Annotated in this window: 20 protein-coding genes and 1 other annotated feature; of the genes, 15 read left to right on the forward strand and 5 right to left on the reverse strand. The window is 53.0% G+C overall.

The features are described from left to right. Positions 1-2: 2 nt before the first annotated feature. The 5 genes from pelG to NFS35_RS17330 are packed head-to-tail and all read left to right on the forward strand — an operon-like array spanning position 3 to position 5,177. A complete protein-coding gene (pelG, locus tag NFS35_RS17310; protein ID WP_251208366.1) occupies positions 3-1,472 on the forward strand; it encodes an exopolysaccharide Pel transporter PelG in 1,470 nt (489 codons plus the stop codon). A gap of 31 nt (positions 1,473-1,503) precedes the next feature. After that, on the forward strand, positions 1,504-1,908 hold the full coding sequence (locus NFS35_RS17315) for a DUF2304 domain-containing protein (protein WP_251208367.1): 405 nt from the start codon (positions 1,504-1,506) through the stop codon (positions 1,906-1,908). After that, positions 1,880-3,085 carry a glycosyltransferase gene (locus tag NFS35_RS17320; protein WP_251208368.1) on the forward strand — a complete coding sequence of 402 codons (1,206 nt, stop codon included), beginning with the start codon at positions 1,880-1,882 and terminating at the stop codon, positions 3,083-3,085. The genes NFS35_RS17315 and NFS35_RS17320 overlap by 29 nt, the downstream gene beginning before the upstream one ends. A 33-nt stretch (positions 3,086-3,118) precedes the next feature. Next, positions 3,119-3,898 carry a glycosyltransferase family 2 protein gene (locus NFS35_RS17325; RefSeq protein ID WP_251208369.1) on the forward strand — a complete coding sequence of 260 codons (780 nt, stop codon included), beginning with the start codon at positions 3,119-3,121 and terminating at the stop codon, positions 3,896-3,898. Further along, a complete protein-coding gene (locus NFS35_RS17330; protein WP_251208370.1) occupies positions 3,882-5,177 on the forward strand; it encodes a DUF4874 domain-containing protein in 1,296 nt (431 codons plus the stop codon). The genes NFS35_RS17325 and NFS35_RS17330 overlap by 17 nt, the downstream gene beginning before the upstream one ends. Here NFS35_RS17330 and NFS35_RS17335 read toward each other — a convergent pair. After that, a complete protein-coding gene (locus NFS35_RS17335) occupies positions 5,154-6,563 on the reverse strand; it encodes a DUF4832 domain-containing protein (protein ID WP_251208371.1) in 1,410 nt (469 codons plus the stop codon). The genes NFS35_RS17330 and NFS35_RS17335 overlap by 24 nt on opposite strands. Before the next feature lie 180 nt (positions 6,564-6,743). Here NFS35_RS17335 and NFS35_RS17340 point away from each other — a divergent pair, with 180 nt between their 5' ends. The 5 genes from NFS35_RS17340 (at position 6,744) to NFS35_RS17360 (ending at position 12,954) form a co-directional block, all read left to right on the forward strand. After that, positions 6,744-7,763: a glycosyltransferase gene (locus tag NFS35_RS17340; protein WP_251208372.1), complete on the forward strand. Its 1,020-nt coding sequence runs from the start codon at positions 6,744-6,746 to the stop codon at positions 7,761-7,763. 2 nt (positions 7,764-7,765) lie between these two features. Then, the gene (locus NFS35_RS17345) at positions 7,766-8,896 is read left to right on the forward strand and encodes a polysaccharide pyruvyl transferase family protein (RefSeq protein ID WP_251208373.1); all 1,131 of its coding nucleotides are present in this window, start codon (positions 7,766-7,768) and stop codon (positions 8,894-8,896) included. A 104-nt stretch (positions 8,897-9,000) separates the two neighbouring features. Then, positions 9,001-10,122 carry a Coenzyme F420 hydrogenase/dehydrogenase, beta subunit C-terminal domain gene (locus tag NFS35_RS17350; RefSeq protein ID WP_251208374.1) on the forward strand — a complete coding sequence of 374 codons (1,122 nt, stop codon included), beginning with the start codon at positions 9,001-9,003 and terminating at the stop codon, positions 10,120-10,122. Between the two features lie 13 nt (positions 10,123-10,135). Continuing rightward, the gene (locus tag NFS35_RS17355; RefSeq protein WP_251208375.1) at positions 10,136-11,845 is read left to right on the forward strand and encodes an ABC transporter ATP-binding protein; all 1,710 of its coding nucleotides are present in this window, start codon (positions 10,136-10,138) and stop codon (positions 11,843-11,845) included. 104 nt (positions 11,846-11,949) lie between these two features. Beyond that, positions 11,950-12,954 (forward strand): glycosyltransferase family A protein, encoded by a 1,005-nt coding sequence (locus NFS35_RS17360; protein ID WP_251208376.1) that lies wholly within the window; start codon positions 11,950-11,952, stop codon positions 12,952-12,954. Positions 12,955-12,976: 22 nt separating this feature from the next. Here the strand turns inward: NFS35_RS17360 and NFS35_RS17365 are convergent, their stop codons facing one another. Continuing rightward, the gene (locus NFS35_RS17365) at positions 12,977-14,026 is read right to left on the reverse strand and encodes a glycosyltransferase family 2 protein (RefSeq protein WP_251208377.1); all 1,050 of its coding nucleotides are present in this window, start codon (positions 14,024-14,026) and stop codon (positions 12,977-12,979) included. 97 nt (positions 14,027-14,123) lie between these two features. On the opposite strand from NFS35_RS17365, the gene NFS35_RS17370 reads away from it, so the two are divergent. From NFS35_RS17370 to NFS35_RS17380, 3 genes are all read left to right on the forward strand, one after another. Further along, entirely contained in the window at positions 14,124-15,122 is a 999-nt protein-coding gene (locus tag NFS35_RS17370) for a glycosyltransferase family 2 protein (RefSeq protein WP_251208378.1), read from the forward strand. A gap of 90 nt (positions 15,123-15,212) precedes the next feature. Then, a complete protein-coding gene (locus NFS35_RS17375) occupies positions 15,213-15,545 on the forward strand; it encodes a PilZ domain-containing protein (protein ID WP_251208379.1) in 333 nt (110 codons plus the stop codon). After that, positions 15,535-16,077 (forward strand): VanZ family protein, encoded by a 543-nt coding sequence (locus NFS35_RS17380; RefSeq protein ID WP_251208380.1) that lies wholly within the window; start codon positions 15,535-15,537, stop codon positions 16,075-16,077. The genes NFS35_RS17375 and NFS35_RS17380 overlap by 11 nt, the downstream gene beginning before the upstream one ends. Before the next feature lie 26 nt (positions 16,078-16,103). On the opposite strand, the gene NFS35_RS17385 is transcribed toward NFS35_RS17380, so the two are convergent. Continuing rightward, complete coding sequence (locus NFS35_RS17385; protein WP_251208381.1) at positions 16,104-17,204, reverse strand: prephenate dehydrogenase; 1,101 nt, start codon at positions 17,202-17,204, stop codon at positions 16,104-16,106. Positions 17,205-17,398: 194 nt separating this feature from the next. On the opposite strand from NFS35_RS17385, the gene NFS35_RS17390 reads away from it, so the two are divergent. Together NFS35_RS17390 and leuS are read left to right on the forward strand one after the other, a co-directional pair. After that, positions 17,399-19,492 (forward strand): elongation factor G, encoded by a 2,094-nt coding sequence (locus tag NFS35_RS17390; protein ID WP_251208382.1) that lies wholly within the window; start codon positions 17,399-17,401, stop codon positions 19,490-19,492. A 140-nt stretch (positions 19,493-19,632) separates the two neighbouring features. Further along, positions 19,633-19,905: a binding site (T-box leader), on the forward strand. A gap of 55 nt (positions 19,906-19,960) precedes the next feature. Then, complete coding sequence (gene leuS / locus NFS35_RS17395) at positions 19,961-22,375, forward strand: leucine--tRNA ligase (protein ID WP_275564701.1); 2,415 nt, start codon at positions 19,961-19,963, stop codon at positions 22,373-22,375. Between the two features lie 77 nt (positions 22,376-22,452). On the opposite strand, the gene NFS35_RS17400 is transcribed toward leuS, so the two are convergent. Both NFS35_RS17400 and NFS35_RS17405 read right to left on the reverse strand, forming a co-directional pair. Continuing rightward, the gene (locus tag NFS35_RS17400) at positions 22,453-22,776 is read right to left on the reverse strand and encodes a hypothetical protein (protein ID WP_251208383.1); all 324 of its coding nucleotides are present in this window, start codon (positions 22,774-22,776) and stop codon (positions 22,453-22,455) included. Between the two features lie 26 nt (positions 22,777-22,802). Further along, positions 22,803-23,291 (reverse strand): hypothetical protein, encoded by a 489-nt coding sequence (locus NFS35_RS17405; RefSeq protein WP_251208384.1) that lies wholly within the window; start codon positions 23,289-23,291, stop codon positions 22,803-22,805. Positions 23,292-23,324 lie beyond the last annotated feature (33 nt).

Here is a 23,324-nt window from a genome sequence, read left to right on the forward strand (position 1 = left end):
AGATGGCAGGCATTGGCATTAAGTTGAATCGTTTATTTGAAAAAAATACGCTCACGACACATCTGGCCGGATTTGCGTACAGTTCCATGTCCACGGTGACTCCCATGCTGGTGGTTATTCTGAATATCCTGCTGATGAGTCATTTTCTGGGCTTCAGTCAGCTGGGATTTGTGGAGAGGGAGCTTTTTTCCTGCTCCGTGCTCTATATCTTCATCTTTGCCCTGCTGACGGCAGCGCCCTTTAATTCCGTGCTTTCAAAGTACATGTCAGATGTGGTTTATGAGGAGCGCTATGAGGACATCCGTCCCTGCTTTTTCTTTGGGCTGTTCCTGAATATCTCCCTGAGCAGCCTGCTGGGGATTCCGTTCTGTCTGTGGGAGCATTTCGTGGGCAAGGTGGATGTGTTCTATACTTTTACGGGATATTGCGGATATATCGGCCTGGTGCTGGTATTCTATTCCATGATTTATCTGTCTATTTCAAAGGATTATCAGAAGATTTCGCTGTTCTTCTTTATCGGGATGGCTTGGGCGTTTCTGTTCTCCCTGTTTTTGCGGTTCATCATGAAATGGGGCATCCGGGAAAGCATGCTTTTTGCGCTGATGACGGGATTCTTCGTGACGGCGGTCCTGCAATTGGCGATTATAAAACGGTATTTCGTCAAAAACAGCAACCGCTATAAATCGGTGCTCCGATATTTCGGAAAGTACTGGAAGCTGGTGGTAGCGAATTTCTTCTACATCCTGGGGCTCTATATACATAATTTCGTATTCTGGAATACGGATATGAAGCTGGTGGTAGTGAAGACTTTCGTGTGCAACCAGCCCTACGATATGGCCACCTGTCTTGCCATGTTCACCAATATTTCCGCCACGATTATCTTCATCACAAGGGTGGAGATGCATTTCCATGACAAATACAAGGCCTATTCCGAGGCGGTCATAGGCGGCAAGGGGGCGGATATCGACAGCGCCAAGAAAGAGATGTTCCGCCAGCTTACCGCGGAGCTGATGAACCAGGTGCGGATTCAGTTCATCATCACGGCGGTGGTCTATCTGCTGGCGGTGGTATTCCTGCCCGGATTCGGTATCTCCAGCCTGACCATGCGGATATACCCTTGCCTGGCGGCGGGATATTTCATCCTGTTCTTGATGTATTCGGAGATAATTTTCCTGTATTATTTCAACGATTTGACAGGCGCCATGCTGACATCGCTGATTTTCTGTCTGGTGACTTTTCTGGGCAGTGTCGTGGCCACGCATCTGCCGGAGCTGTGGTACGGCTCTGGTGTGGTCATCGGGTCTTTCTGCGGCTGGACATTCGCATATTTCAGGCTCCGGTACATGGAGCGGAACCTGGATGCCCACATATTCTGTGCAGGGTCCCTGCTGAAGCCCGGCATGGGCACCCAACCGCCCGGAAAAGTGTACTCGAAGAACGAGCCGTCCGCGGGAGAGGGAACTGCAAAATAAAGTCAAGTAATTGGAACAGGAGGAATTCAAAATGGATGGAGTTACCATAAGGATCGGTCTCATTGTGGTAGGGGTCATGCTTTTCGTGTTCGGATTCTGGACACATTCCATCAAGAAACTGGCGGTGAACTATGCCGTGATCTGGGGGTTGCTGGGAATCCTGATGGTTTTGGTGGGAGCGATTCCCATATTGTCGGAATGGACGACCATGCTGGCGCCGGGGACGAGACTTGCGTTTTTCTGCGTGGGCGCCTTGATATTGTTCACGGAGGTACAGAACAGCCTCGTGATCTCCCAGCTGAATCTGAAGAACAGGGAGCTCGCCATGCAGGTGTCCATGCTCAACCAGGAGAGTGAGCGCATGATGACCGAGCTTGAGGAGATGGCCAGAGAGCAAGAGGAAGCCTATGCGAAAAAAGATTCTGTTCGTGATTAACACCATGGGCCGGGCCGGCGCAGAGACGGCGCTGCTGGAATTGCTTAAATATCTGGAAAGCCCGGAATATGAGATTTCCCTGTATGTCATCATGGGGCAGGGAGAGATGATCGGAAAGCTGCCCTCCTGCGTGAGGCTGCGGAATAGAAAATTCGACGAGCATTCCGTCCTGTCCAGGCAGGGGAAATGGGGGATGATGAGGACTGTCTGCGGAGCGTTCTTCAAAAACGGCGGGCAGATAAAAAAACTGCGGAATATCAGAAAAAGTTTCATGTCCATGGAAAAGAGCGGAAGACGGCAGCCAGACAAGCTGCTGTGGAGGATGCTTTCGGACGGAAGCGAGCGTTTTGAGGAGAAATTCGATTTGGCGGTGGCGTGGCTGGAGGGAGCCTCCGCGTACTATGTGGCGGATCACGTGAAGGCAGATAAAAAATGCGCCTTTATCCATATCGACTATGAGAGCGCGGGCTATACCAGAGAGATGGACTTGAACTGCTGGGATGCCTTTGACCGGATTTTCATGGTCTCTCAGGAGGTGAAAGAGCATTTCCTGGCGGTCTATCCGGAATATGCGGACAAGGCCGGAATCTTTCATAATCTGGTGGATCAGGAGGGAATCCGCAGGCGAAGTAAGGAGAGAGGGGGCTTCTCGGACGGATATGAGGGAATGCGCCTGCTGACCGTGGGGAGGCTCAATTTCCAGAAAGCTTACGACATAGCCATAGATGCCATGAAGATTCTCAAAGACAGGGGCTGCAAAGTAAGATGGTATGTGCTGGGGGAGGGGGATCAGCGAAAGGAGCTGGAGAAAAAGATAGCGGCTCTTCGCCTGAAAGAAGATTTTGTGCTCTTAGGGGCCGTGGATAACCCGTATCCCTATTATGCCCAGACAGATATTTACATACATGCCACCAGATTCGAGGGAAAGAGCATCGCCATCCAGGAGGCGCAGACCCTGGGCTGCGCTGTCATAGCGTCTGACTGTAATGGCAACAGAGAGCAGATAGAGCATGGCAAGGACGGTCTTCTCTGCCGGCTGACGCCGGAGGGCATTGCGGAAAGCGTTCAGATTCTGCTTGGGGATGAAGAGAAGAGAAAAGAACTGGGACTGGCGGCAGGGAGGAAGAATATGGAACAGAAGCATGAACTGAAGAAATTGACAGAACTTCTGGGTTGAGATTCTTATGGAATTGGAATAGGGGGATATGTGATGAATAAGAAAGAGTTATTGATTATCATACCTGCCTATAATGAAGGGCAGAATATTCGGAGAGTGTTGACGCAGATAGAGGAACTGGATCTGGCGTCTGTGGCGGATATCCTTGTCATAAACGATGCCTCCACGGACTCCACCAACTGGATCGTGAAAGAGATGCAGTACCCTATGATTTCCCAACTGTTCAATATGGGATATGGGTGTGCACTGCAGACCGGATATAAATACGCGGTTCGCCGTGGATACAGGTATGTCATCCAGATGGACGGAGACGGGCAGCATGATGTATGCAATATCCCGATTCTTTACAATAAGCTGAAAGAGGCGGATGAGGACGGGGAATGCCCGGACATCGTGCTGGGGGCGAGGTTTCGGAAAGACAGCTCCGACTTCCCGGTTTCCCTGCCCAAGAAAATTGTATATTCTCTGTTCAGAGGGATGATTCGCCTGGTCACGGGGGAAAAGATTTCGGATCCCACCACAGGGCTGCAGGGACTGAGCAGGAAAGCGTTCCTCTATTATTCCAAATACAATCATTTTGACGACAAGTATCCGGACGCCAACATGCTGGTATTGATGCTGCTGGCCAAATTCAAGGTGGTGGAGGTCCCGGCGGTGATGCATGCCAGGAAAGCGGGCAAGAGCATGCATTCAGGGCTGAAGCCTTTCTGGTACATGCTCCGGGTCATGTACAGCACGGTCATCATTATATTCCAGGTGAAATTCCTGAAGATGGACGCGGAGGTGGGATTGAGGAGTGCTGATAAAATTTAGGGATAAACTGAATTTCGTGAAAGCGGATTTCCGGGAAAGCAGCGGGAACCTGATGAATCCCGGCTGCGGCTGGTACCATGTCTATAACTTTAAAGCGCTGCCTCCGGCAGACGGCAGGCCTGTGGAAGAGGAGGCATGGCTGGACGAAAGCTGCAGGCAGGAGCAGCTTGCCCTGGCGCTGATTGATATCGGAGATTTCCGGACTGCCCCGCTTTCGGAGGCCGCGCTGAATCATATCAGGCAGATTCTGGAGTTTTTCCGCAGGAACCAAAAACAGCTGCTGCTGCGCTTCGCCTATGACACGGAGGGAAAGGGCATGGAGCGGGAGCCGCTGACGCTTGCTATGGTCAAGCGCCATATGGAGCAGGTCGGTAAAGTGCTCCGGCCATATCTCAGGGACATTCTGGTGCTGCAGGGCATCTTCGTGGGAAGCTGGGGAGAGATGCACGGCTCCAAATTTCTGGACGATGATTCCATGTGCCAGCTGATAGACCAGATGTACAGGATTACGGAAGGGAATTGTTTTCTGGCAGTGCGCACACCGGCACAGTGGCGCAGGATAACCGTCAGTCCGATGACGGGCCCGGGCGTGGAGGAGAAACTGGCGCTGTTCAATGACGGTATCTTCGGTTCGGACACGGATTTGGGGACATATGGCACCATGGCCAGAGAGCAGGCGGGAGAGACAGGCAGCTGGAGCCGTGAGGAAGAGCTGGAGTGGCAGAGCAGATTTCTGGACGCTGTCCCTAATGGCGGGGAGATTCTTTCCTGTCAGCCTCTTACTGGTTACCGGCAGGCTGCGGAAGACCTGGAGGAGATGCATGCCGGTTATCTGAACAGCATCTACCATCCGGAGCAGCTGGACTGCTGGAGGAAAGAAACCGTGGAAGAGCCGGGCTGCTGGCAGGGGGTAAGCGGATATGACTATATCGGATGTCATCTGGGGTATCGGTTTACCGTCCTGAATGTATCGGAGAAGAAGAGAGAACTGCAGATTACGATTCGGAACAACGGATTCGGAAATCTGTGTGAAGAGGCGGAATGCTTCCTGGTGACGGAGAGCAGGTCGGGCCAGGCCTCCTATAAGCTCCTGGACACGGATGCCAGAGACTGGAAAAGCGGACAGGAGACTGTGCTGACAGTGCCGTCTTCCCGGGAGCGCAGATTGGGCGACAGGTTGTATCTATTGCTGAAACGCAGAGCGGACGGACGCGTCATCCAATTCGCCAATCAGGGCGCTGATGACAAAGTCCCGTTAGGGGAATTTATTGATGGTTAGGGCCCCTACATAACAGCCGCCTGCATCGTCCGATTCTTCGTTAGCCAGAAAGATGGGGAAACCCGAGACAGGATCGCTGATATACAGGAAGATTTCATAGGTTCCTGCGGTAAGTTCCTGAATCTCCAGGGATGTCTCGATTCGGATATCCTCTCCGGGTATCCAGAAGCGGGTATCAGTCTGAATCGGAAAGGTATATTCCTGGCTGCTGTCTGAGCGTTTCAGGGTCAGCGCTACGTCGAAAGCCCGATAGCTGCCGGAAAAGCCTACATTCTCCAGAACCAAAAAGAGAGAGGCGGGCCGTGCGTAAGAAAAATCCGAGGAGCGGAGGACATAGCGGTAGCCCATATGCCTGGATATATAGTCGTATCCATTCATGCCGTCAAACAGATTCCCGCCCTGATAGACGGATTCTTTCCATTTGGACAGCACGGCTTCATCATAGGCGCTGTTCAGGTAAGAGACATGGGTCTGGGCCAGATTCTGCACGGCGGGAGAGAAATCATTGTACGGATTGGCGATGACCGCTTCTCCGCCATTTGGCACATAATGGCACAGAGCCTCCTGGAAGAGGAGCTCTGCCTGACGGGAGCGCTTTTCAAAGCCTGTCCGGGAAAAGAAAGCGTCGGCGTCGGCATAGGTGCCCATATCTGTTTCGGAGCCCATCATGCCGTCGTTATAGATGCCGAGTCTTGCCGCCAGAGAGCCGTCAAATGCCTCTTCCGGGGACAGTGGATCCGGATTCCGCACAACAGTGCGCCATTGTTCCGGTGTGCGCACGGCCAGGAAAATGTCAGGATCCGTGGCTGCCGCCAGGTGCCGGATGAGAGTGCGCATATCCTCCGCGTTCATATAATTGGAACTGTGCATTTCGCCCCAGGCGCCTACAAAAATGCCCTGGAGGATATAAACGCAGTCGGAATAGTCGTTGATGACATCCGCTGTCTGCGACATGTGATTCAGAATCAGGGAGAGATTTTGTGGTTCCTGCTCCAGGGCGTCTCCGTCCCAGTCATAGAGGAAACGGACAATCAGCTGTCTTCCTGTGGAGCGCCATGCGGCCAGGATATCATTCAGCTGCCGCAGTCCCGCTTCGCTGACAGGGCTGTCGGCATAATTGCGCAGATTGAACTGCAGCAGAGCCAGGCCGGGGCCATATTCCTGCTCTGAAATGGCGGATGTGTCGTAAGAACTGTCATCAGAGAGGGAATAGCCGTAAAGCTGATACCAACCAATATAGGGATTTCTCAATTCGCAGGCTGATTCCGTACAGGCGGAAGATGCGTAATCGGTAAAACGTAATTCTGTTAACGGCAAAGTAGGCTCTTTGGTTAAGGGAGCCGCTATCATCTGGAGCAGGAGGATAATCTTCATGACACGTTTCATAAATAGGTTTCCAATCTTTTTTAGTCTGGTGTGAAATGGCGCTGAATATCGGCAACTATTGTAACATATTCCGTACAGAAAGGCTATTGAAAATTGTAAGATTTTTCACTTATGGGAGGACAGCGGGGAAAGCCGTCATCAGGAGGCTGTGCTATATACCGTGGGGAGGAAATGGATTGCATGAAGAGGATATCAGTGGTTATTCCCATGTACAACGGAGAAGCTTTCATCGGCCAGTGCGTCCGGTCCGTGACATGCCAGACATACCGGAATCTGGAAATCATCGTAGTGGATGACGGCTCCACGGATAATGGGGCTGCGGTGTGCGAGGAGCTGATGGGGACGGACGAAAGGATTCGTCTGTGCCGGCAGGAAAACGGAGGTGTATCCGCGGCCAGGAATCACGGAATCGAAGTTTCCACAGGAGAATATGTCTTCTTCCTGGATAGTGATGACGCCATCCATCCGCGCCTGCTGGAGGAAATGCTCGGGCAGGCGGAGGCAAATCATGCCCAGCTGGTTTTCTGCGTGTACAGGAAGCTGGACAGCAGCCGGATGGAGACGGTTTTGGCAGGAACCGCCGAAAGGCCGGGAAAAGGAGCCTCCCATGAGGGGCAGACCGGCTGGCTGACGGCGGATGAAGCCGGGACGGAAGAGTGGTTTCATGTAAAATATACGGATATTTTGTCGGGTATCGGCGGAAAGCTGATTCTGCGGGAGGCCATCGGAAATCTGCGGTTTGACACGGAACTGAAGAATGGGGAGGATACTTTTTTCCTGTATCAGCTGGTCAGGGGGCAGGTGAGGAGCGCGTATTGCCCGGAGGAATGGTATTATTACAGGATGCATGGAGAGAGCGTGACCAATTCCGCCGGGACGGCAAAGGGAATGCGGTATTTTGAGAGCGCGAGGAGAATCAGGGACGGCGAGTATGATAGCGGACACGCGGATCATGCGATGCGGTGGGAGATTCTGGTGGCAGATCAAATCAGGCGCAACTATGGCGCGCAGAAGAGCGGGGGCGCAGATAAAGCCCGGAGGGAACTGAGGAGAATCGCCGCGGCGGAGAGACGGCATCCCATGTTCCGGCGCATCTGCTTCAGCGACAGGGTGCTGTTCGTCTGCTGCTTTGCCTGCTATCCGGTGTATGTAGTTTTGAATAAAATTGTCCTTTTTTTGACGAATAGAAGGAGCCGGTGATTATGAAGGAAAGAAATGCGGAAGTGGGAATCATAACTTTCCACTGCTCAAACAATTACGGTGCCATGCTGCAGGCATACGGCCTGAAACGGTTTCTGTGCGACAGCGGGATAGGGGCTGAAATCGTGCGCTATGAGCCGCCCTACATGACAGGCCGGCACTGGTGGATTCCCTATGCCCCGATTCAGGGTCTGAAGGGCCGCATATGGGGACTGTTCAATATGTGGAACGGCTTCTGGACGCATATGCGCGTAAGGGAGCAGTTTTCCAGACAGAGGGCGAACATGAACCGATTCCGGCGGGAATATCTCATGGAAAAAGGACAGCCGAAGATATTGTCCGCAGGCGGTCTGCGGAGACTGCCTTACCGATATTACATAGTGGGAAGCGACCAAATCTGGAATCCGGATATCACCTGCGGGCTGCGGAAAGCATATTTCGGCGCTTTTGAGAGCAAAAAGAAAGAGAAAGTCATCGCCTACGCGGCAAGCTTCGGCGGGACGTCCATAAATGCGCGGCATGACGAAAAGTTCGCGCGGCTGGTCAGCCATGTGGACGCCTTGTCCGTCAGGGAAGCCAAGGCAATCCCTTACGTGCAGAAATTCTATAAGGGAGATGTGAGGGCGGTTCTGGATCCCGTGTTCTTCCTGGGAAAGGAAGTGTGGCAGAAAGCGGAGAAAGCGCCTGGCAGAAAGGGCTATATCCTCGTATATGTCACCGAAAGCAATGAGAAGATGGCGGAATACGCCCGGAAGCTGTCCCGGGAGAAAAACCTGCCGGTCATCGAGGTGCGGGCAGGGCAGCAGGGGGCGGACAAGGGCTTTGAGCTGGATGTGACGGCCGGGCCTGCGGAATTTCTGGGATACATCCACCAGGCGGAGTATGTGGTGACCAACTCTTTCCATGCGGTTGCCTTCAGCATCATTTATCAGAAGAAATTCCTGGCTTTTGCCCACAGAAGCCTCAGCGCCAGGCTGCAGAATATATTGCAGGTTCACGGATTGGAAGATAAAATATGCCATGACAGCGACAATAGCGATATCGATGCGCCGGTAGACTGGGAAAAGGTGCGGCAGAAGACAAGGGACGCCGTTAAAGAGTCAGGGAAGTTCCTGCTGGGAAATCTGTCCTGATGCAGCGGTCAGGACAGCCCTCGTGACGCGCCCCCGTATGAGACTGAGGGACAGATTCTTGGAGCTGTTGATAGTATGCGCCAAAGCGCGCAAGGGGTATGGAAATGAATTTGTACGAGAAAAAAGAGGCATGCTGCGGCTGTAGCGCCTGCGCGGATATCTGTCCTGCAGGCGCGGTTCGTATGGTTTCGGACGAGGAGGGCTTTCGGTATCCTCGGGTTGACGAGGAAAAATGCGTCGACTGTAAGCAATGCACGCAGGTCTGTCCCATAAAAGGAGCAGAACAGGGGAAACCGGAAAACCTTTATTTCGGAGTGCAGGCAAAGGACGATGCATTGCGGCATGGCAGTTCCTCCGGAGGCATGTTCCCGATTCTGGCAGAGTATGTATTCCGGCGCCGGGGGGTGGTCTGCGGGGCTGCGTTCAATGAGGATATGGAGGCTGTGCACAGGGAGGCCTGGAATGCGGAAGAGCTGGAGGCGCTGAAGAAGACGAAGTATGTGCAGAGCAATCCGGAGGGAATCTACCGAAGCATACGGACACATCTGAAAGAAGACAGATGGGTGCTGTTCTGCGGGACGCCCTGCCAGGCCCATGCCCTGCGGCTTTTCCTGAAAGAGCCTTATCCCAAGCTGATTGTCGCGGCGCTGGTCTGCTATGGAGCGCCTTCCCCGGGAATATGGGCATCCTATGTGAAATATCTGGAGCGAAAATCCGGCGGAAAGATGACGCAATTCTATTTCAGAGATAAACGGAATAAAGACAACGGACATACCTGCTCCTATGTGGCAGGCGGCAGGGAGCAGGCGCACTCCCTGTATGGGGATGTGTATTGCAGAATGTATTTTGCGGACTATATCATACGGCCTTCCTGCCATGCCTGCAGATACTGCACCGTGGACAGGGACAGCGACTTCACCATCGGGGACTTCTGGGGCATCGAGAAAGTCAGGCCGGATCTGGAGGACGGAATGGGAACCTCCGTCGTCATACTGCACACGAAAAAGGCCCGGGAGATTTGGGAGCAGGTGAAGGACGGCCTGTATTGGTTTGCCTGTGAGGAAGAAGCGGCACTGCAGCCCAGGCTGAAAAGCCCAACCAAGCCAGCCAGGGGACGCAGGCGTTTCATGCATTTTTACAGGACACTGCCGTTTTCGGTATTCCGATTTGTTTTTATCGGCATCATGTCTTTCAGGACATTATGGCGAAGTGCATTGAAAAGATGAAAGGGAAAGAGCCATGATTGAAATGTTCAAATATCTGACAGGAACGCTGGAGAAAAAGGAGCAGAGAATCTGGAAGCTGTACGCGTTTTTCGGCCTCATAAGCCCAATCGTGGATATCTTCAGCTTCTCCGTAATCATTTATATCATCAACAAGGTGGTGCAGGAAAATCACGTATCCGATAGACTGATAGCATTTACGCTTTTTATGGTGCTTCTCTCATTGCTGAAATGTCTCTTCGAACTATACAAGAGTAAAATCGCCAACCGCTTCATCTACAATGGCGCCCAGAAGCTGTCCATGAAAATCTATGAAATGCTGATCAAAGAGGAACTGATGGAGCACAACAAAAAGACCGCCATGCAGGCCCTGAACATGGTGCGCAACGACACGACCAGCTGCATCCAGATCATAGTGGACTGCATCGGAATCGTGGTAAATGGCATCACCATGGCGGGATATGCGGTTGTGCTGATCTACGTCTCCAAATGGGCAGGACTGATCAGCAGCGCGGTGCTGCTGCTGCTCATGGCATTTGTGTTTTTCCGCACCCGCGCGCGGATGATTGTATATGGAGAAAAGAGCAGAACCTGTTCCATCAAAGCCAATTCCCAAATCACCATCGCGTATGGTTCTTTCAAGGAGATGAAGATAGACGACCGCTCGGCATTCGTCCTGGGAAAATACAGAGATGCCAGCAACGACTACGCCCAGGTGCAGGGAGAGTACAAGTACAAGGTCAGCAGCATCGGCGTGATCTTGCAGAACTCCATCATGGCGGCCATGTTCGTGGTGCTGGCCGTGATTCTGGTGTTCGGCACGAACCTGGCCGCGATCCTTGCGCCCATGGTGGTGTACATCACGGCGCTGGTGCGGATGCTTCCCATGGCATACGGCGTCCTAAGCGGGATGAACAATGTGGAATTCGCCCGGAAGTCCTATGAGGCGGTGAAAGAGTGCATGGCGGGCTATGGGAAAATGAAGAAAGAGGAAGAGCGCAGCAGCCATATCCGCCGGAAGAAGCTGACCTTCAGGAAAGGGGTTTCCGTCAGGAACCTGACTTTCGGCTACAATGACAGGGCGAAGATATTCGAAGATGCTTCCGTCGATATCCCGGTGGGCTGTTCCATCGCCATCATCGGCGCTTCCGGCGCGGGCAAGACCACTTTCGTAGATCTGCTGCTGGGGCTTTTGAAGCCGCAGAGCGGCCATGTCTTCTTTGATGACTATGACATTGTAGAACACAGGGATTCGGAAGGCCCCTGCAAGGCCAGCATGGGCGAACTGGTGAGCTATATTCCCCAGACTGTGTACCTGAACGGAGAGACGATTCAGAATAATGTGGCTTTTTTTGAGGATGAGGGAGAGATTGATAAGGCAAAGGTGGAGGAATGCCTGAAATGCGCCCAGATTTGGGAGGATGTGATGCGGATGCCGGAGGGCGTACATACTTTGATCGGAGAGAACGGAACCGCCATATCCGGAGGTCAGCGTCAGAGGATCGCGCTGGCCAGGGCCCTGTACAAGGATTTCGAGCTGCTGGTCATGGACGAGGCCACTGCGGCGCTGGATATGGAGACGGAGATGGCAGTCATCGATTCCATACGCCAGATTAAGGAGAACAAGACCCTGATTATGGTGACCCACCACATGAGCCTGGCCAATGAGTGCGATGTGATATACAGGATAGAGAATAAGAAAATCGTTCGGGTGAATAAAAAATGATGAAATTCCGAATAAAACCGCGCGGATGCATGAGTCAGAAGGACGGGCTGCTGTCCGAGTAGAGATGTGCGGAAGACAGACTGTGCGGGAGGGAACAGAGCGCGATGGAAGAAAATAAATTTTGCAAGGGAAAGGTCTCCGTTGTCACGCCGGTCTACAACGGAGAGCAGCATCTGGCGGGAATGCTGGATTCGGTGCTGGCGCAGACCTATCCCGACATAGAGATGATACTGGTGGACGATGGCTCCTCGGACAGAACCCTGGCCGTGGCGGAGGGATACAGGGAGAAGTTCGCCGCCCGGGGCTACGGATACAGGATAGTGGCGGCGGAGCATGGGAATGCTTCCGCCGCGGTCAACAAAGGACTGCCCTATGTGACAGGGGAATATCTGATCTGGCCGGACAGCGACGACGTGTTGGCTCGGGAGTCTGTGGAAAAACGTGTGGAGTTTCTGCAGGACCACCCGGAGTACCAATGTGTCCGTTCCCTGTCCTGGTATTTCAACGCCGGGACAGGGGAGAGGGCGGAGAAAGCTGACGAGCAGCAGGGCGACCTGGACAGGGAAGAGCTGTTCTGGGATATCCTGGAGTCCCGGACTTTTGTGTGCTGCGGCTGTTATATGCTGAAATCGGCCTCCTTTTTCGCCATCTATCCCGAAAGGCGGATACCGGAATACGGCGTGGGCCAGAACTTCCAGATGCTGCTTCCCTTTATGTACCGCCATAAATGTCTTACAATCCGTGAGGAATTATACGGCGTAGCGGTTCGTGAGGGCAGCCATTCCAGGACGGCCCTCACCCGGGAGCAGGAGGAGAAAAAGTACAGCGATTACGAGAGCCTTGTGGACGAGATTGCGGAAATCTGCCGGATAGAGGACAGGGAGTCGAAAGAGCGGATAGCGTGCTGGAAAGCCAGGAGGCGCTACAGAATTTCGCTGAAATACAGACGGAAAAAAGAAGCCCGCACCGCGCTGCGCCTGTTGCGCCGATATGGGGATTTCAGCGCGGGCGAAGCAGTGAAGGAAATCATCTGGGCCTACTGTGTAAACGGCTGGATGAAGGATAAAATATATCCAATCTATCGAAAAATATTTGTCCGCGGAAAGTGAAGCTCCGGGGAGGGATGCCATTTTACCTTTTTTGGAGATAGACATAGCTAATCCTGGAAATGAATTTTACAATCAGACAGCATTTCAGGCGGAAGAAAGACACCAGAATCTTTCTGGGCAGGATGCCGGTTTTCCGATTATATGAAAACGCGTCTGTGTACATCCGGTTCCGCCGCATTTCCTGGCAGAGCTTACGGCTCTCCCGGTACTTCCGCGTGCTGTGGGGGCTGAAAATCTCCCTGATCAGGACATAGGTCAGGTTCTCCAGGGCATAGGAATAATAGTCCTGCTCCAGAGCGGCGAACATGCCGGAATTGTCCAGGACATCCCGGACAGCCTGCAGCAGGCGGGCATGGTTCTCGTGTAGCCATGGGCTGAAATGATGGGAAGAGGAGTCCCCGTGGACATCATAGAAATACACAGTCCTGGGGATGACAGCGCAGGATCCGGCTTTCAGCTGGTATTCCAGATTGAAGAGAAGATCCTCGCCGATTCTGATGTCCGGGGAGAAACGGATGGCGTATTGCTCCAGGATGCTTTTTTTATAAGCCCTCGCACAGGGAGTGCGGAAGTCCGGGGCAAAGCCGTCGTCCAGAGGCAGAGGCGCCAGAATCCGCCGGATGAGCGGGAGCATCCCGTCCCCCTGATAACAGTGCGCTACGGCAGGCGTCCCCTTTGGAGCATCCGTATCGCGGGAAACCGTGGAAACATTGGAGGAGTGAATCGCGAACTGGAACAGGATGAAATCCATGTGCCGGTACTCGGGCCGGGCGACCAAGCTTAAAAAATCACCGGAAATGAAGTCGTCAGCATCCAGGAAAACAATCCATTCTCCCATGGCTTCGCAGATGCCCCGATTCCTGGCCGCGGATACCCCCTGGTTCTTCTGGGTGATAAGGCGGATGCGGCTGTCCCTTTCCGCATACTCAGAGCAGATTTCAGGGCTTCTGTCAGAGGAGCCGTCATTCACCAGAATGACTTCAAAGTCGCCGCAGGCGGAGGCCAGCACAGAATCGATGCAGCGGTTCAGGTAACGCTCCGCATTGTAAACAGGAATGATTACTGATATCAAATATATCTCCTCGTTTCTGTAAGACATTTATAATACATTTAATATAGTATATTTCCGTAAAAAAATCAATTGCCATATGGCAGACCGGAGGCAGGAAATGTTCACATTTGTGGTCACATGCTATAATCAGGCGGATGTCGTTCCGTATATGCTGGAAAGCATCAAATATCAGATTGAGAGATTTGGGCAGGGGCAGGAGTTTCAGCTGATTGTCACGGACGATGGCTCCACAGACGACAGCTGCCGGGTCATCGACCGATGGATTGATGAAAACCAGGGGCTTTTTGTCAAAACAGACAGGCTGTTCAGGGAAGAAAACGCGGGGATCTGCGTCAATTATGTGAATGCGCTGCGGCATGTGGAGGGGGAGCGGTTCGTGGCGGTGAACGGGGATGACCTGATCGCCCCATACAATTTATTCGATATCACGGCAAAGCTGGAAGAATATGACATGATATGCACCGCTTTTCTGAAATTCACAGGAGAAGGCGATATCATCAGATCATACGGCACCTATCTGGAAGTGGCGCTGCAGCGTTTTATTCGGGGAAAGACGTTGTACCGTGCTATAAAACTCGGCTTTCCGATTATGGGCACTGCCGTCTACAGGAAATCTCTATTGTCGGAAAGCGTGCTGGACTTCATCCTGGGTTTCCGGACGGTGAACGACAGGGCCTGTTTCCAGAAGATACTGGATGAGAATAGGGATATTAAAGTGTGTTATGTGAACCGTCCGATTATCCTTTATCGGATTTCCGCCACATCTATATCTAACTTCAACAGCCCTACCAGAACCCTGCACAATCAGGAAGTGGCCAAATTATGCAGGATAGAGCGGGAAACGGAAAAATCGCCGGTATTTTGTCTGCTTCTCTTCCTGCAGGAGAAATCCGCCGCTTTTCGGATCAGTCCCGACTATTTCGTGAGGCTGTTTCGCTTTTTCTCTCCCTATTTTGCGATTATGCTCTGGCTGTACCTGCGGCATTACAGAGACATCCGGAAGATGGAGCGCAGGCTGGTGGATGCGCATTGGGAGGAATGCAGGGAGCATTACGGGAGAATGGGGGAACGGATTGGTTCCTGTCCAGATTCCTGAATTTTGTCTTGTGATATAGACCAAAAAATGATATACTGGAACTATGTTAGGTGAAAGCGAATTTCACCGGATAAAGGAGATGCAGGAATTATGGAACAGGAGAGAAGGAAGACAAAAAGAACAGATTTGGAATCCAGGCTTGTTATCAAGAGGCTGGATGGCAATAGCGGAAATGAAGTGGCTATCCAGATTGCGGACGTATCCAAGAACGGCATCGGCTTTGAATGTGAGGAGCCGCTGCAGATTGGCGAAGTATACGAGGCATATCTGACCATCTGGACAAAGGAAGTGATTCACGCTTTCCTGCAGATTGTAAGGATTGAACTGAAGCCCGGCGGTTACGGCTACGGCGCTATCTTCATCGGTATGCCGGAGATGGATTCCGCGAGAATCGAAGTGTACCAGACATTCAATGGAGAATAAAGAGAGAAAAGGGCAGGGGCGTAAGATTGCGGTGACAGCCGTCGCCGCTGCCCTGCTTTTACTGCTGTATGGCATAATTTTCCGGTTTTCCGCCCAGGATGCCGGGGAGTCCGGCTCTCTGAGCCAGTCTGTTTCGGAAAAATGCGTGAGTATCCTGAATTCCCTGTCCGGCGCCCGGTGGAGCGATATGAGGATGGCGGAGCTTGCGGCATATTTTGAGCATCCAATCAGGAAACTGGCCCATTTTTCCGAGTACGCCTGCATGGGAATCCTGGTATACACCCTGTGGAGCCAGTGGATGAGGCGGGGCAAGGGGCTGTATTTTCTGACGGTTATCTGGGTGTTCCTCTCCGCGGCCTGCGACGAATTCCATCAGTATTTCGTGCCGGGCAGATATGCCAGCGTTGCGGATGTACTGCTGGATACCTGCGGCGGCGCTTTTGGCATGCTGCTCTGTATCTGTATGGCGGAATTGTACCTGAAAATCAGCGGGCGGCACAAGGCAAACGGCAGGAAGAAACGGTCCCGATGATTCCGGACAGGCAAAACCGCAATCGGTCAGATGCGGATATCCGCATGATAGCCCTTTCCTGTCAGGATTTCCCGGGCCCTATTCATGGAAGATTCATCGTAGAATTCCACTTTCAGGACGCCGTCGTCAGATTCCCTGTTATGCGTAATGCCGATATTCTTGATACTCAATCCCTGTTCTGCCAGCAAAGCTGCGATGCGGGCCAGGGCGCCTGATTTGTCGTCGATGTCCACGCTGATATTGTAGGCCCGCTTGATGGGGCCGCTGGAGGCGCTGATAAAAGAGTCCCGGTAAGCCCGGGCATGTTCGAACTGGTCGTAGAGGGCCGGTTCGTTTTTTGCGTCCAGCGTCTTCTGAAAGGCTTTCAGGTCTTCAATATAGTCGGCCAGCAGCGCAGAAATATTCGCTGTATTGGACAGACAGATCTGCTGCCACATGAGTGCGGAGGAGGAGGCGATTCTCGTGATATCCTTGAAGCCTCCGGCCGCCACCATTTTCATGATGCCGTCCTCGGAATCATGCTCCCGCACCAGATTCACCAGAGAGGCCGCGATGACATGGGGCAGATGGCTGATTGCCGCGGTGACATAGTCATGTTTCTGATAGTCCAATATAAGCGGAATCGCGCCCGTCTTCGCCACCAGCTGTCTGTACTTTTCCGTTTTTCCGGCGGGAACAGAGGCGGTGGGGGTCAGGATATAGTAGGCGTTCTCCAGCAGAGAGGCCCTGGAATTGGCGAAGCCCACGCGCTCGCTGCCGGCCATGGGGTGTCCGCCGATGAAGCTTCCCTCCAGCCCGGCTTCCGCTACGGCCTCATGGATGGCAGTCTTTACGCTGCCCACGTCGGTGAGCAGGCATTCCGGCTTCATGACATGTTTTACGGCCGCCAGGTTACTGTCGTTGCGCTGCACGGGAGCGCATAAAAAAATATAATCGCATTCGGAAAAGTGTGAATCGATAGCTTCCGCCGTCACATCCGCAACTGCCGCATCTTTCGCCAGGGAAAGAGTCTCCCGGCTGATATCATAGGCGATGATTTTGATATCCGGGACAGACTTCTTCAGGGCTCTTGCAATGGAACCCCCTATCAGTCCCAGTCCGATAAAGCCGCATGTCAAACAGGACATAATTCTTCCTCATTTCTCTCCAGTGTTGATGTTTTTACTATATAACTTTAAAGCACGAAAGTCAACTGAAATATTTCCATAAATAGTTCTTGTAAAAAACGCTGTTGTCTAGTAAAATAATCTTATGGGAATTGAATTGATTATCAATGTCAGGTCGAAATACCCAAATTACATAAAAATTGGAGGAAAGTCAAATGAAAGTTTACACAACTGACAAGATTCGCAATGTAGTTCTGCTGGGACACGGTGGAAGCGGAAAGACCAGTCTGGCGGAAGCGTTCGCGTATCTGTCCGGCATTACATCCAGAATGGGCAGGGTAGCCGACGGCAATACCCTGAGCGACTACAGCAAGGAAGAACAGAAGCGCAAGTTTTCCATCAATGCCTCCATTATCCCGATTGAGTGGGAAGGGTACAAGATTAACGTGATAGATACTCCGGGTTACTTTGACTTCGTGGGCGAGGCCGAGGAGGCCATCAGCGCCGCGGGAGCCGCGATTATCGTGGTGAACGGAAAGTCCGGCATCGAAGTGGGCGCTCAGAAGGCATGGGACCTGTGTGAAAAATACAAACTTCCCAGATTCGTGTACGTCTCCAACATGGACGTGGACAACGCTTCTTTCCGCCAGGTAGTGGAAGATATGACCAATCTTTACGGCAAGAGAATGGCGCCTTTCAATCTGCCCATCCGTGAGAACGAGAAATTCGTGGGCTATGTGAACGTGGTCTCCGAGACAGGACACCGCTGGCAGGGCAAGGAAGTAGTGGACTGCGAGATTCCCGATTACAATAAGGCGAACCTGGAGCTGTGCCGCGATACGCTGATGGAGGCGGTAGCCGAGACCAGCGAGGAGATGATGGAGCGGTATTTCGGCGGAGAGACTTTCTCCGACGCGGAGATCAGAGCTGCCCTGCGCACCAATGTATGCGACTGCAGCATCGTTCCCATGACCATGGGTTCCAATACGCTGTGCCAGGGCGTGTACACGCTGCTGGACGACATCGTGAAATATATGCCCAGCCCCGAGAACCGCAAGATTGCCGGCATCAACCAGAAGACCAACGAGATCTACAACGCGGACTATGACTTCTCCAAGGCGAAGTCAGCCTATGTGTGGAAGTCCATCGTGGATCCGTTCATCGGCAAGTATTCTCTGATTAAGGTGAACTCCGGCGTTCTGAAGACGGACGATCTGATGTACAATGTAGATACCGAGGTGGAGGAGAAAATCGGCAAGCTGTATGTGATGCAGGGCAACAAGGCCACAGAGGTTCCTGAGCTCCACGCGGGAGACATCGGCGCTCTGGCGAAGCTGAGCGATGCCAAGACCGGCAACAGCCTTTCTACCAAGGCGACACCGATTAAATATGCCAAGGCGGAGGTGTCCACACCTTACACCTACATGCGCTATAAGCCCAAGAACAAGGGCGATGTGGACAAGATTTCCCAGGCTCTGCAGAAGATGACCCAGGAAGACCTGACCCTGAAGGCAGTGAACGATGCGGCGAACAGACAGACGCTTCTCTACGGCATGGGAGACCAGCATCTCGACATCGTTGTCAGCCGTCTGCTGAACGAGTATAAGGTAGAGGTGGAGCTTGACCGCCCGAAGGTAGCCTATAAGGAGACCATCCGGAAGCAGTCGGATGTGGAATATAAATATAAGAAGCAGTCCGGCGGCCATGGTCAGTACGGCCATGTAAAGATGCGCTTTGGCCCCTCCGACAATCTGGAGGAGGCATATGAGTTCACCCAGGAAGTGGTGGGCGGCGCCGTGCCGAAGAACTTTTATCCCGCAGTGGACAAGGGACTGCAGGAATCCGTGATAAAGGGCCCCATGGCCGCATACCCGGTAGTGGGCGTAAAGGCTGTGCTGTACGATGGTTCCTACCATCCGGTAGATTCCTCCGAGCAGGCGTTCAAGATGGCTACCATCCAGGCGTTCAAGAAAGGCTTCATGGAGGCCCATCCCGTGCTGTTAGAGCCCATTGCGTCCCTGAAGGTCACCGTGCCGGATGCCTATACCGGCGACGTCATGGGCGACCTGAACAAGAGGAGAGGCCGTGTGCTTGGCATGAATCCTACCGCAGGCGGAAAGCAGATCATCGAGGCGGAGATTCCCCAGAGCTGCCTGTTCGGCTACTGCACGGATCTGCGTTCCATGACCGGCGGCAGAGGCGAGTATGCCTACGAGTTCGTCCGCTATGAGCAGGCTCCCTCGGATGTACAGGAGAAAGAGATTGCGGCAAGGGCGCAAAGCGTTGCCGAGAATAACGCGGAAGACTAAAACGAACAGTTCGGAATCAGGACTAAATTTAATGTGATTCTTGATGAATTTTAACTTGACAGATGATTGGAAACAGTCTACAATAGCCTTAACTAATAGAAGCGGCATGATGATTCTATTAGAGGACAGTTTCATATATGTCATGGACGGAGAAGAGGAGCATTAAGGATTTCGGACTTTCAGAGAGCCGCCGGGCGGTGGGAGGCGGCAGCGAGATTTCCCCAACTGGCCTTGGAGTCTTGTGCCTGAAGCGTATTGCGTGGGTAGGGTGCGACGGTTTATCCCGTTATCGATAAATAAAGTGCGTGAATCCGGAAGAGCAGCGGTGCCGTTATGATATTGACATAGCGCTCCCGATGCAGGATTTGCGAATTAGAGTGGTACCACGGAAATGAAGCCCTTTCGTCTCTAGCTGACGGAAGGGCTTTTTGACGCAGAGACGGAAATGAAGCGAGGAGGTAAAGAAGAATGGCGATACCTTACAACCACCATGAGGTGGAGCAGAAATGGCAGGCGGTCTGGGACGGGGAAAAAGCTTTCCGGACCTCGGAGGATTACTCGAAACCCAAATACTACGCGCTGGTGGAATTCCCCTACCCGTCGGGACAGGGACTTCACGTGGGCCATCCAAGGCCCTACACCGCTTTGGACATCGTCGCCCGCAAGCGCAGGATGCAGGGCTATAACGTGCTGTATCCCATGGGCTGGGACGCTTTCGGCCTGCCCACGGAAAACTACGCGATCAAGAACCATATCCATCCCAGAATCGTCACGAAGAACAATGTGGAGCGTTTCAAAGGACAGCTCCACGCGCTGGGCTATTCTTTCGACTGGGAGAGGGAGGTGAACACCACCGACCCGAACTATTATAAGTGGACACAGTGGATTTTCCTGAAGCTCTTCAAGGCGGGGCTGGCTTACAAGAGTGAGATGCCCATCAACTGGTGTACCTCCTGTAAAGTAGGCCTGGCCAACGAAGAAGTGGTGAACGGCGTCTGCGAGCGCTGCGGCTCCGAGGTGGTCCGCAAGGTCAAGAGCCAGTGGATGCTGAAGATTACGGAATATGCCGACAAGCTGATAGAGGGACTGGACACGGTCGACTACATCGAACGCGTCAAAGTGTCCCAGAAGAACTGGATCGGCAAGTCCCAGGGCGCGGAGGTGGATTTCTCCCTCACCGGAAAAGAGGAGAAGCTGCGCATCTATACCACCAGGCCGGACACCCTGTTCGGCGCTACCTACATGGTAGTGTCTCCGGAACATCCTCTTATTGAGAAATATAAAGAGGAAATCAAGAATTACGACGCGCTGGTGGCCTACAGGGAGCAGGCCGCGAAGAAGTCCGACTTCGAGCGCACTGAGCTGGCCAAGGACAAGACCGGCGTCCGGATTGACGGCCTGACGGCTACCAATCCTGTGAACGGTAAGGAGATTCCTATCTGGATATCCGATTATGTATTGATGACCTATGGTACAGGAGCCATCATGGCAGTGCCCGCCCATGACGAGAGAGACTGGGATTTCGCCAAGAAATTCGGGCTTCCTATTATAGAAGTAGTGGCGGGCAGCCCTGTCAGCGTGCAGGAGGCGGTCTACACGGACGTGGAGTCCGGGACGCTTGTGAACTCCGAGTTTTTGGATGGTCTGTCCGTGGCGGACGCCAAGAAGAAAATCACCGAATTCCTGGAGGAGAAGGGACTGGGCCACAGCAAGACCAATTTCAAGCTTCGCGACTGGGTGTTCTCCAGACAGCGCTACTGGGGCGAGCCGATTCCTATTGTGAAGTGTGAGAAATGCGGATTCGTTCCTCTGGACGAGAGCGAGCTGCCGCTGATGCTTCCCGAGGTGGAGTCCTACGAGTCTACAGATAACGGCGAGTCTCCGCTGGCGGCCATGGAGGATTGGGTGAATACCGCCTGCCCTTGCTGCGGCGGCCCGGCGAAGCGTGAGACGGATACCATGCCCCAGTGGGCAGGTTCCTCCTGGTACTTCCTGCGCTACACGGATCCCAAGAACGAAAATGCGCTGGCCGGCAAGGAAGCGCTGGATTACTGGATGCCTGTGGACTGGTACAACGGCGGCATGGAGCATACCACGCTGCACCTTCTGTACTCCAGGTTCTGGCACAGGTTCCTCTACGATCAGGGACATGTTCCCTGTCCGGAGCCTTACCAGAAGAGGACCAGCCACGGCATGATCCTGGGCTCCAACGGCGAGAAGATGTCCAAATCCAGAGGAAATGTGGTGAATCCGGACGACATCGTCAGGGACTATGGCGCGGATACCCTGCGCACCTACGAGATGTTCATCGGCGCCTTCGACTTAAGCGCCGCCTGGAGCGAGGACGGGGTCAAGGGCTGCCGGAGATTCCTGGAGAGGGTCTGGAAACTGCAGGATATGCTGACGGAAGAGGACGGGTACAGCGCGGATCTGGAGACCAAGATGCACCAGACCATCAAGAAAGTGTCCGGCGACTTCGAGAGCCTGAAGTACAATACGGCTATCGCGGCCATGATGGCTCTGATCAATGAATTCTATAAGAAGAATGCCGTCACAAAGGGCGAGTACAAGACTCTGCTTACGCTGCTGAACCCTGTGGCGCCTCATATCACGGAGGAACTGTGGCAGATGGCAGGCTATGAAGGCAGAGTATATCAGACCACATGGCCGTCTTACGAGGAGGCCAAGACGAAAGAGAGCACCGTGGAAGTAGGCGTGCAGGTGAACGGCAAGATACGCGCCACCATTTCCGTGTCCAAGGACGAAGCCAGGGAGGCGGTCATCGCGGCGGCCAGGGAGGCGCTGGGAGACAAGCTGACCGGGAATATCGTGAAAGAAATCTATGTGCCGGGCAGGATTGTCAATATCGTTGTGAAACCATAAAAAATGTAACAGCCAAAAAGCAGGGGGCCGCCAGGAATGGCGGCCCCTTTTCCGATGTGTCCGGGAGGTGCATATCTCTATGGTTTCGGCGGTGCATCCTTCCCCCGGCTCTTTTCCAGTATCTTGTCGATCTGCGTCAGCTCCTCCTTAGTGCTGTGCTTGCGTATGGCCGCTATGGCGGCGTTCATCTCCTGGGGGGTGAAGGTCAGGTTCTCCGCCTTGGCCTTTTTCATCATAGGCATCAGATAGGCCATCATTTCCTTCTGGCTCTTCCCATGCCCGGATGAATTTTTCAGGGCATTTCCCTGGTCGAAGAGCTGCTCCAGGAATTTCAATTTCTTCTCCGGGATATCCTTTACGAGAGGGTCTGTCATCCAGACAGGTCTTTCCTGATTTTCCATAAAAGCTCCTTTCAGTCTGTGGTTGTCTATTCGCTACTGTCCCCGCCGAACATCTGGAAGATGGAGGACAGCCCCGAATCGGACATGCCGGAGAACATATCCATGGGATTGTCTCCGCCCATTCCCTCGGGGAAAAGCTCCTGGAGCATCTGTATCATCTCCATCATTTCCTGCATCTTTTTCAGGTTCATTATCATATTTTTGATATTCTCAATCCTGGCGCGCTCCTTGGGGCCGCTGAAAGGCATCATCTCGTCCAACAGCTCGAAGGTGTCGGCATTGTCTCCCTGGAAAAAGTCGGCGGACAGCTGTTTTCCGCTTCCCATCAGCCGCATCCCCGGATGGCGGCGCAGGAAAGAGAGGGTATACTGCAGCTCCAGCAGCTTTATGTAGACCGCAAAGCCGCTCTGCTGTTCCGGGGCGAGACGGGGCAGAAGTATTTTCAGCATCTGGATTCTGTTTGTGGTAAAAAGGGAATCGAATGCGGTGATTGTCTTTGAGTTTTGTTCTTCCATGGCACACTCCTTTCCGGACAAGTACAATACATT

Source organism: Acetatifactor aquisgranensis (genome assembly GCF_943193215.1).
GTDB classification, from domain to species: Bacteria; Bacillota; Clostridia; order Lachnospirales; family Lachnospiraceae; genus Acetatifactor; species Acetatifactor aquisgranensis.

Coding starts and splice junctions, on each gene's coding strand:
- leuS (WP_275564701.1), top strand. CDS start 19,961: ATGGCGATACCTTACAACCACCATGAGGTGGAGCAGAAATGGCAGGCG.
- NFS35_RS17375 (WP_251208379.1), top strand. CDS start 15,213: ATGGAACAGGAGAGAAGGAAGACAAAAAGAACAGATTTGGAATCCAGG.
- NFS35_RS17345 (WP_251208373.1), top strand. CDS start 7,766: ATGAAGGAAAGAAATGCGGAAGTGGGAATCATAACTTTCCACTGCTCA.
- NFS35_RS17355 (WP_251208375.1), top strand. CDS start 10,136: ATGATTGAAATGTTCAAATATCTGACAGGAACGCTGGAGAAAAAGGAG.
- NFS35_RS17335 (WP_251208371.1), bottom strand. CDS start 6,563: ATGAAACGTGTCATGAAGATTATCCTCCTGCTCCAGATGATAGCGGCT.
- pelG (WP_251208366.1), top strand. CDS start 3: ATGGCAGGCATTGGCATTAAGTTGAATCGTTTATTTGAAAAAAATACG.
- NFS35_RS17385 (WP_251208381.1), bottom strand. CDS start 17,204: ATGTCCTGTTTGACATGCGGCTTTATCGGACTGGGACTGATAGGGGGT.
- NFS35_RS17320 (WP_251208368.1), top strand. CDS start 1,880: ATGCGAAAAAAGATTCTGTTCGTGATTAACACCATGGGCCGGGCCGGC.
- NFS35_RS17370 (WP_251208378.1), top strand. CDS start 14,124: ATGTTCACATTTGTGGTCACATGCTATAATCAGGCGGATGTCGTTCCG.
- NFS35_RS17360 (WP_251208376.1), top strand. CDS start 11,950: ATGGAAGAAAATAAATTTTGCAAGGGAAAGGTCTCCGTTGTCACGCCG.
- NFS35_RS17380 (WP_251208380.1), top strand. CDS start 15,535: ATGGAGAATAAAGAGAGAAAAGGGCAGGGGCGTAAGATTGCGGTGACA.
- NFS35_RS17315 (WP_251208367.1), top strand. CDS start 1,504: ATGGATGGAGTTACCATAAGGATCGGTCTCATTGTGGTAGGGGTCATG.
- NFS35_RS17400 (WP_251208383.1), bottom strand. CDS start 22,776: ATGGAAAATCAGGAAAGACCTGTCTGGATGACAGACCCTCTCGTAAAG.
- NFS35_RS17340 (WP_251208372.1), top strand. CDS start 6,744: ATGAAGAGGATATCAGTGGTTATTCCCATGTACAACGGAGAAGCTTTC.
- NFS35_RS17325 (WP_251208369.1), top strand. CDS start 3,119: ATGAATAAGAAAGAGTTATTGATTATCATACCTGCCTATAATGAAGGG.
- NFS35_RS17350 (WP_251208374.1), top strand. CDS start 9,001: ATGAATTTGTACGAGAAAAAAGAGGCATGCTGCGGCTGTAGCGCCTGC.
- NFS35_RS17405 (WP_251208384.1), bottom strand. CDS start 23,291: ATGGAAGAACAAAACTCAAAGACAATCACCGCATTCGATTCCCTTTTT.
- NFS35_RS17390 (WP_251208382.1), top strand. CDS start 17,399: ATGAAAGTTTACACAACTGACAAGATTCGCAATGTAGTTCTGCTGGGA.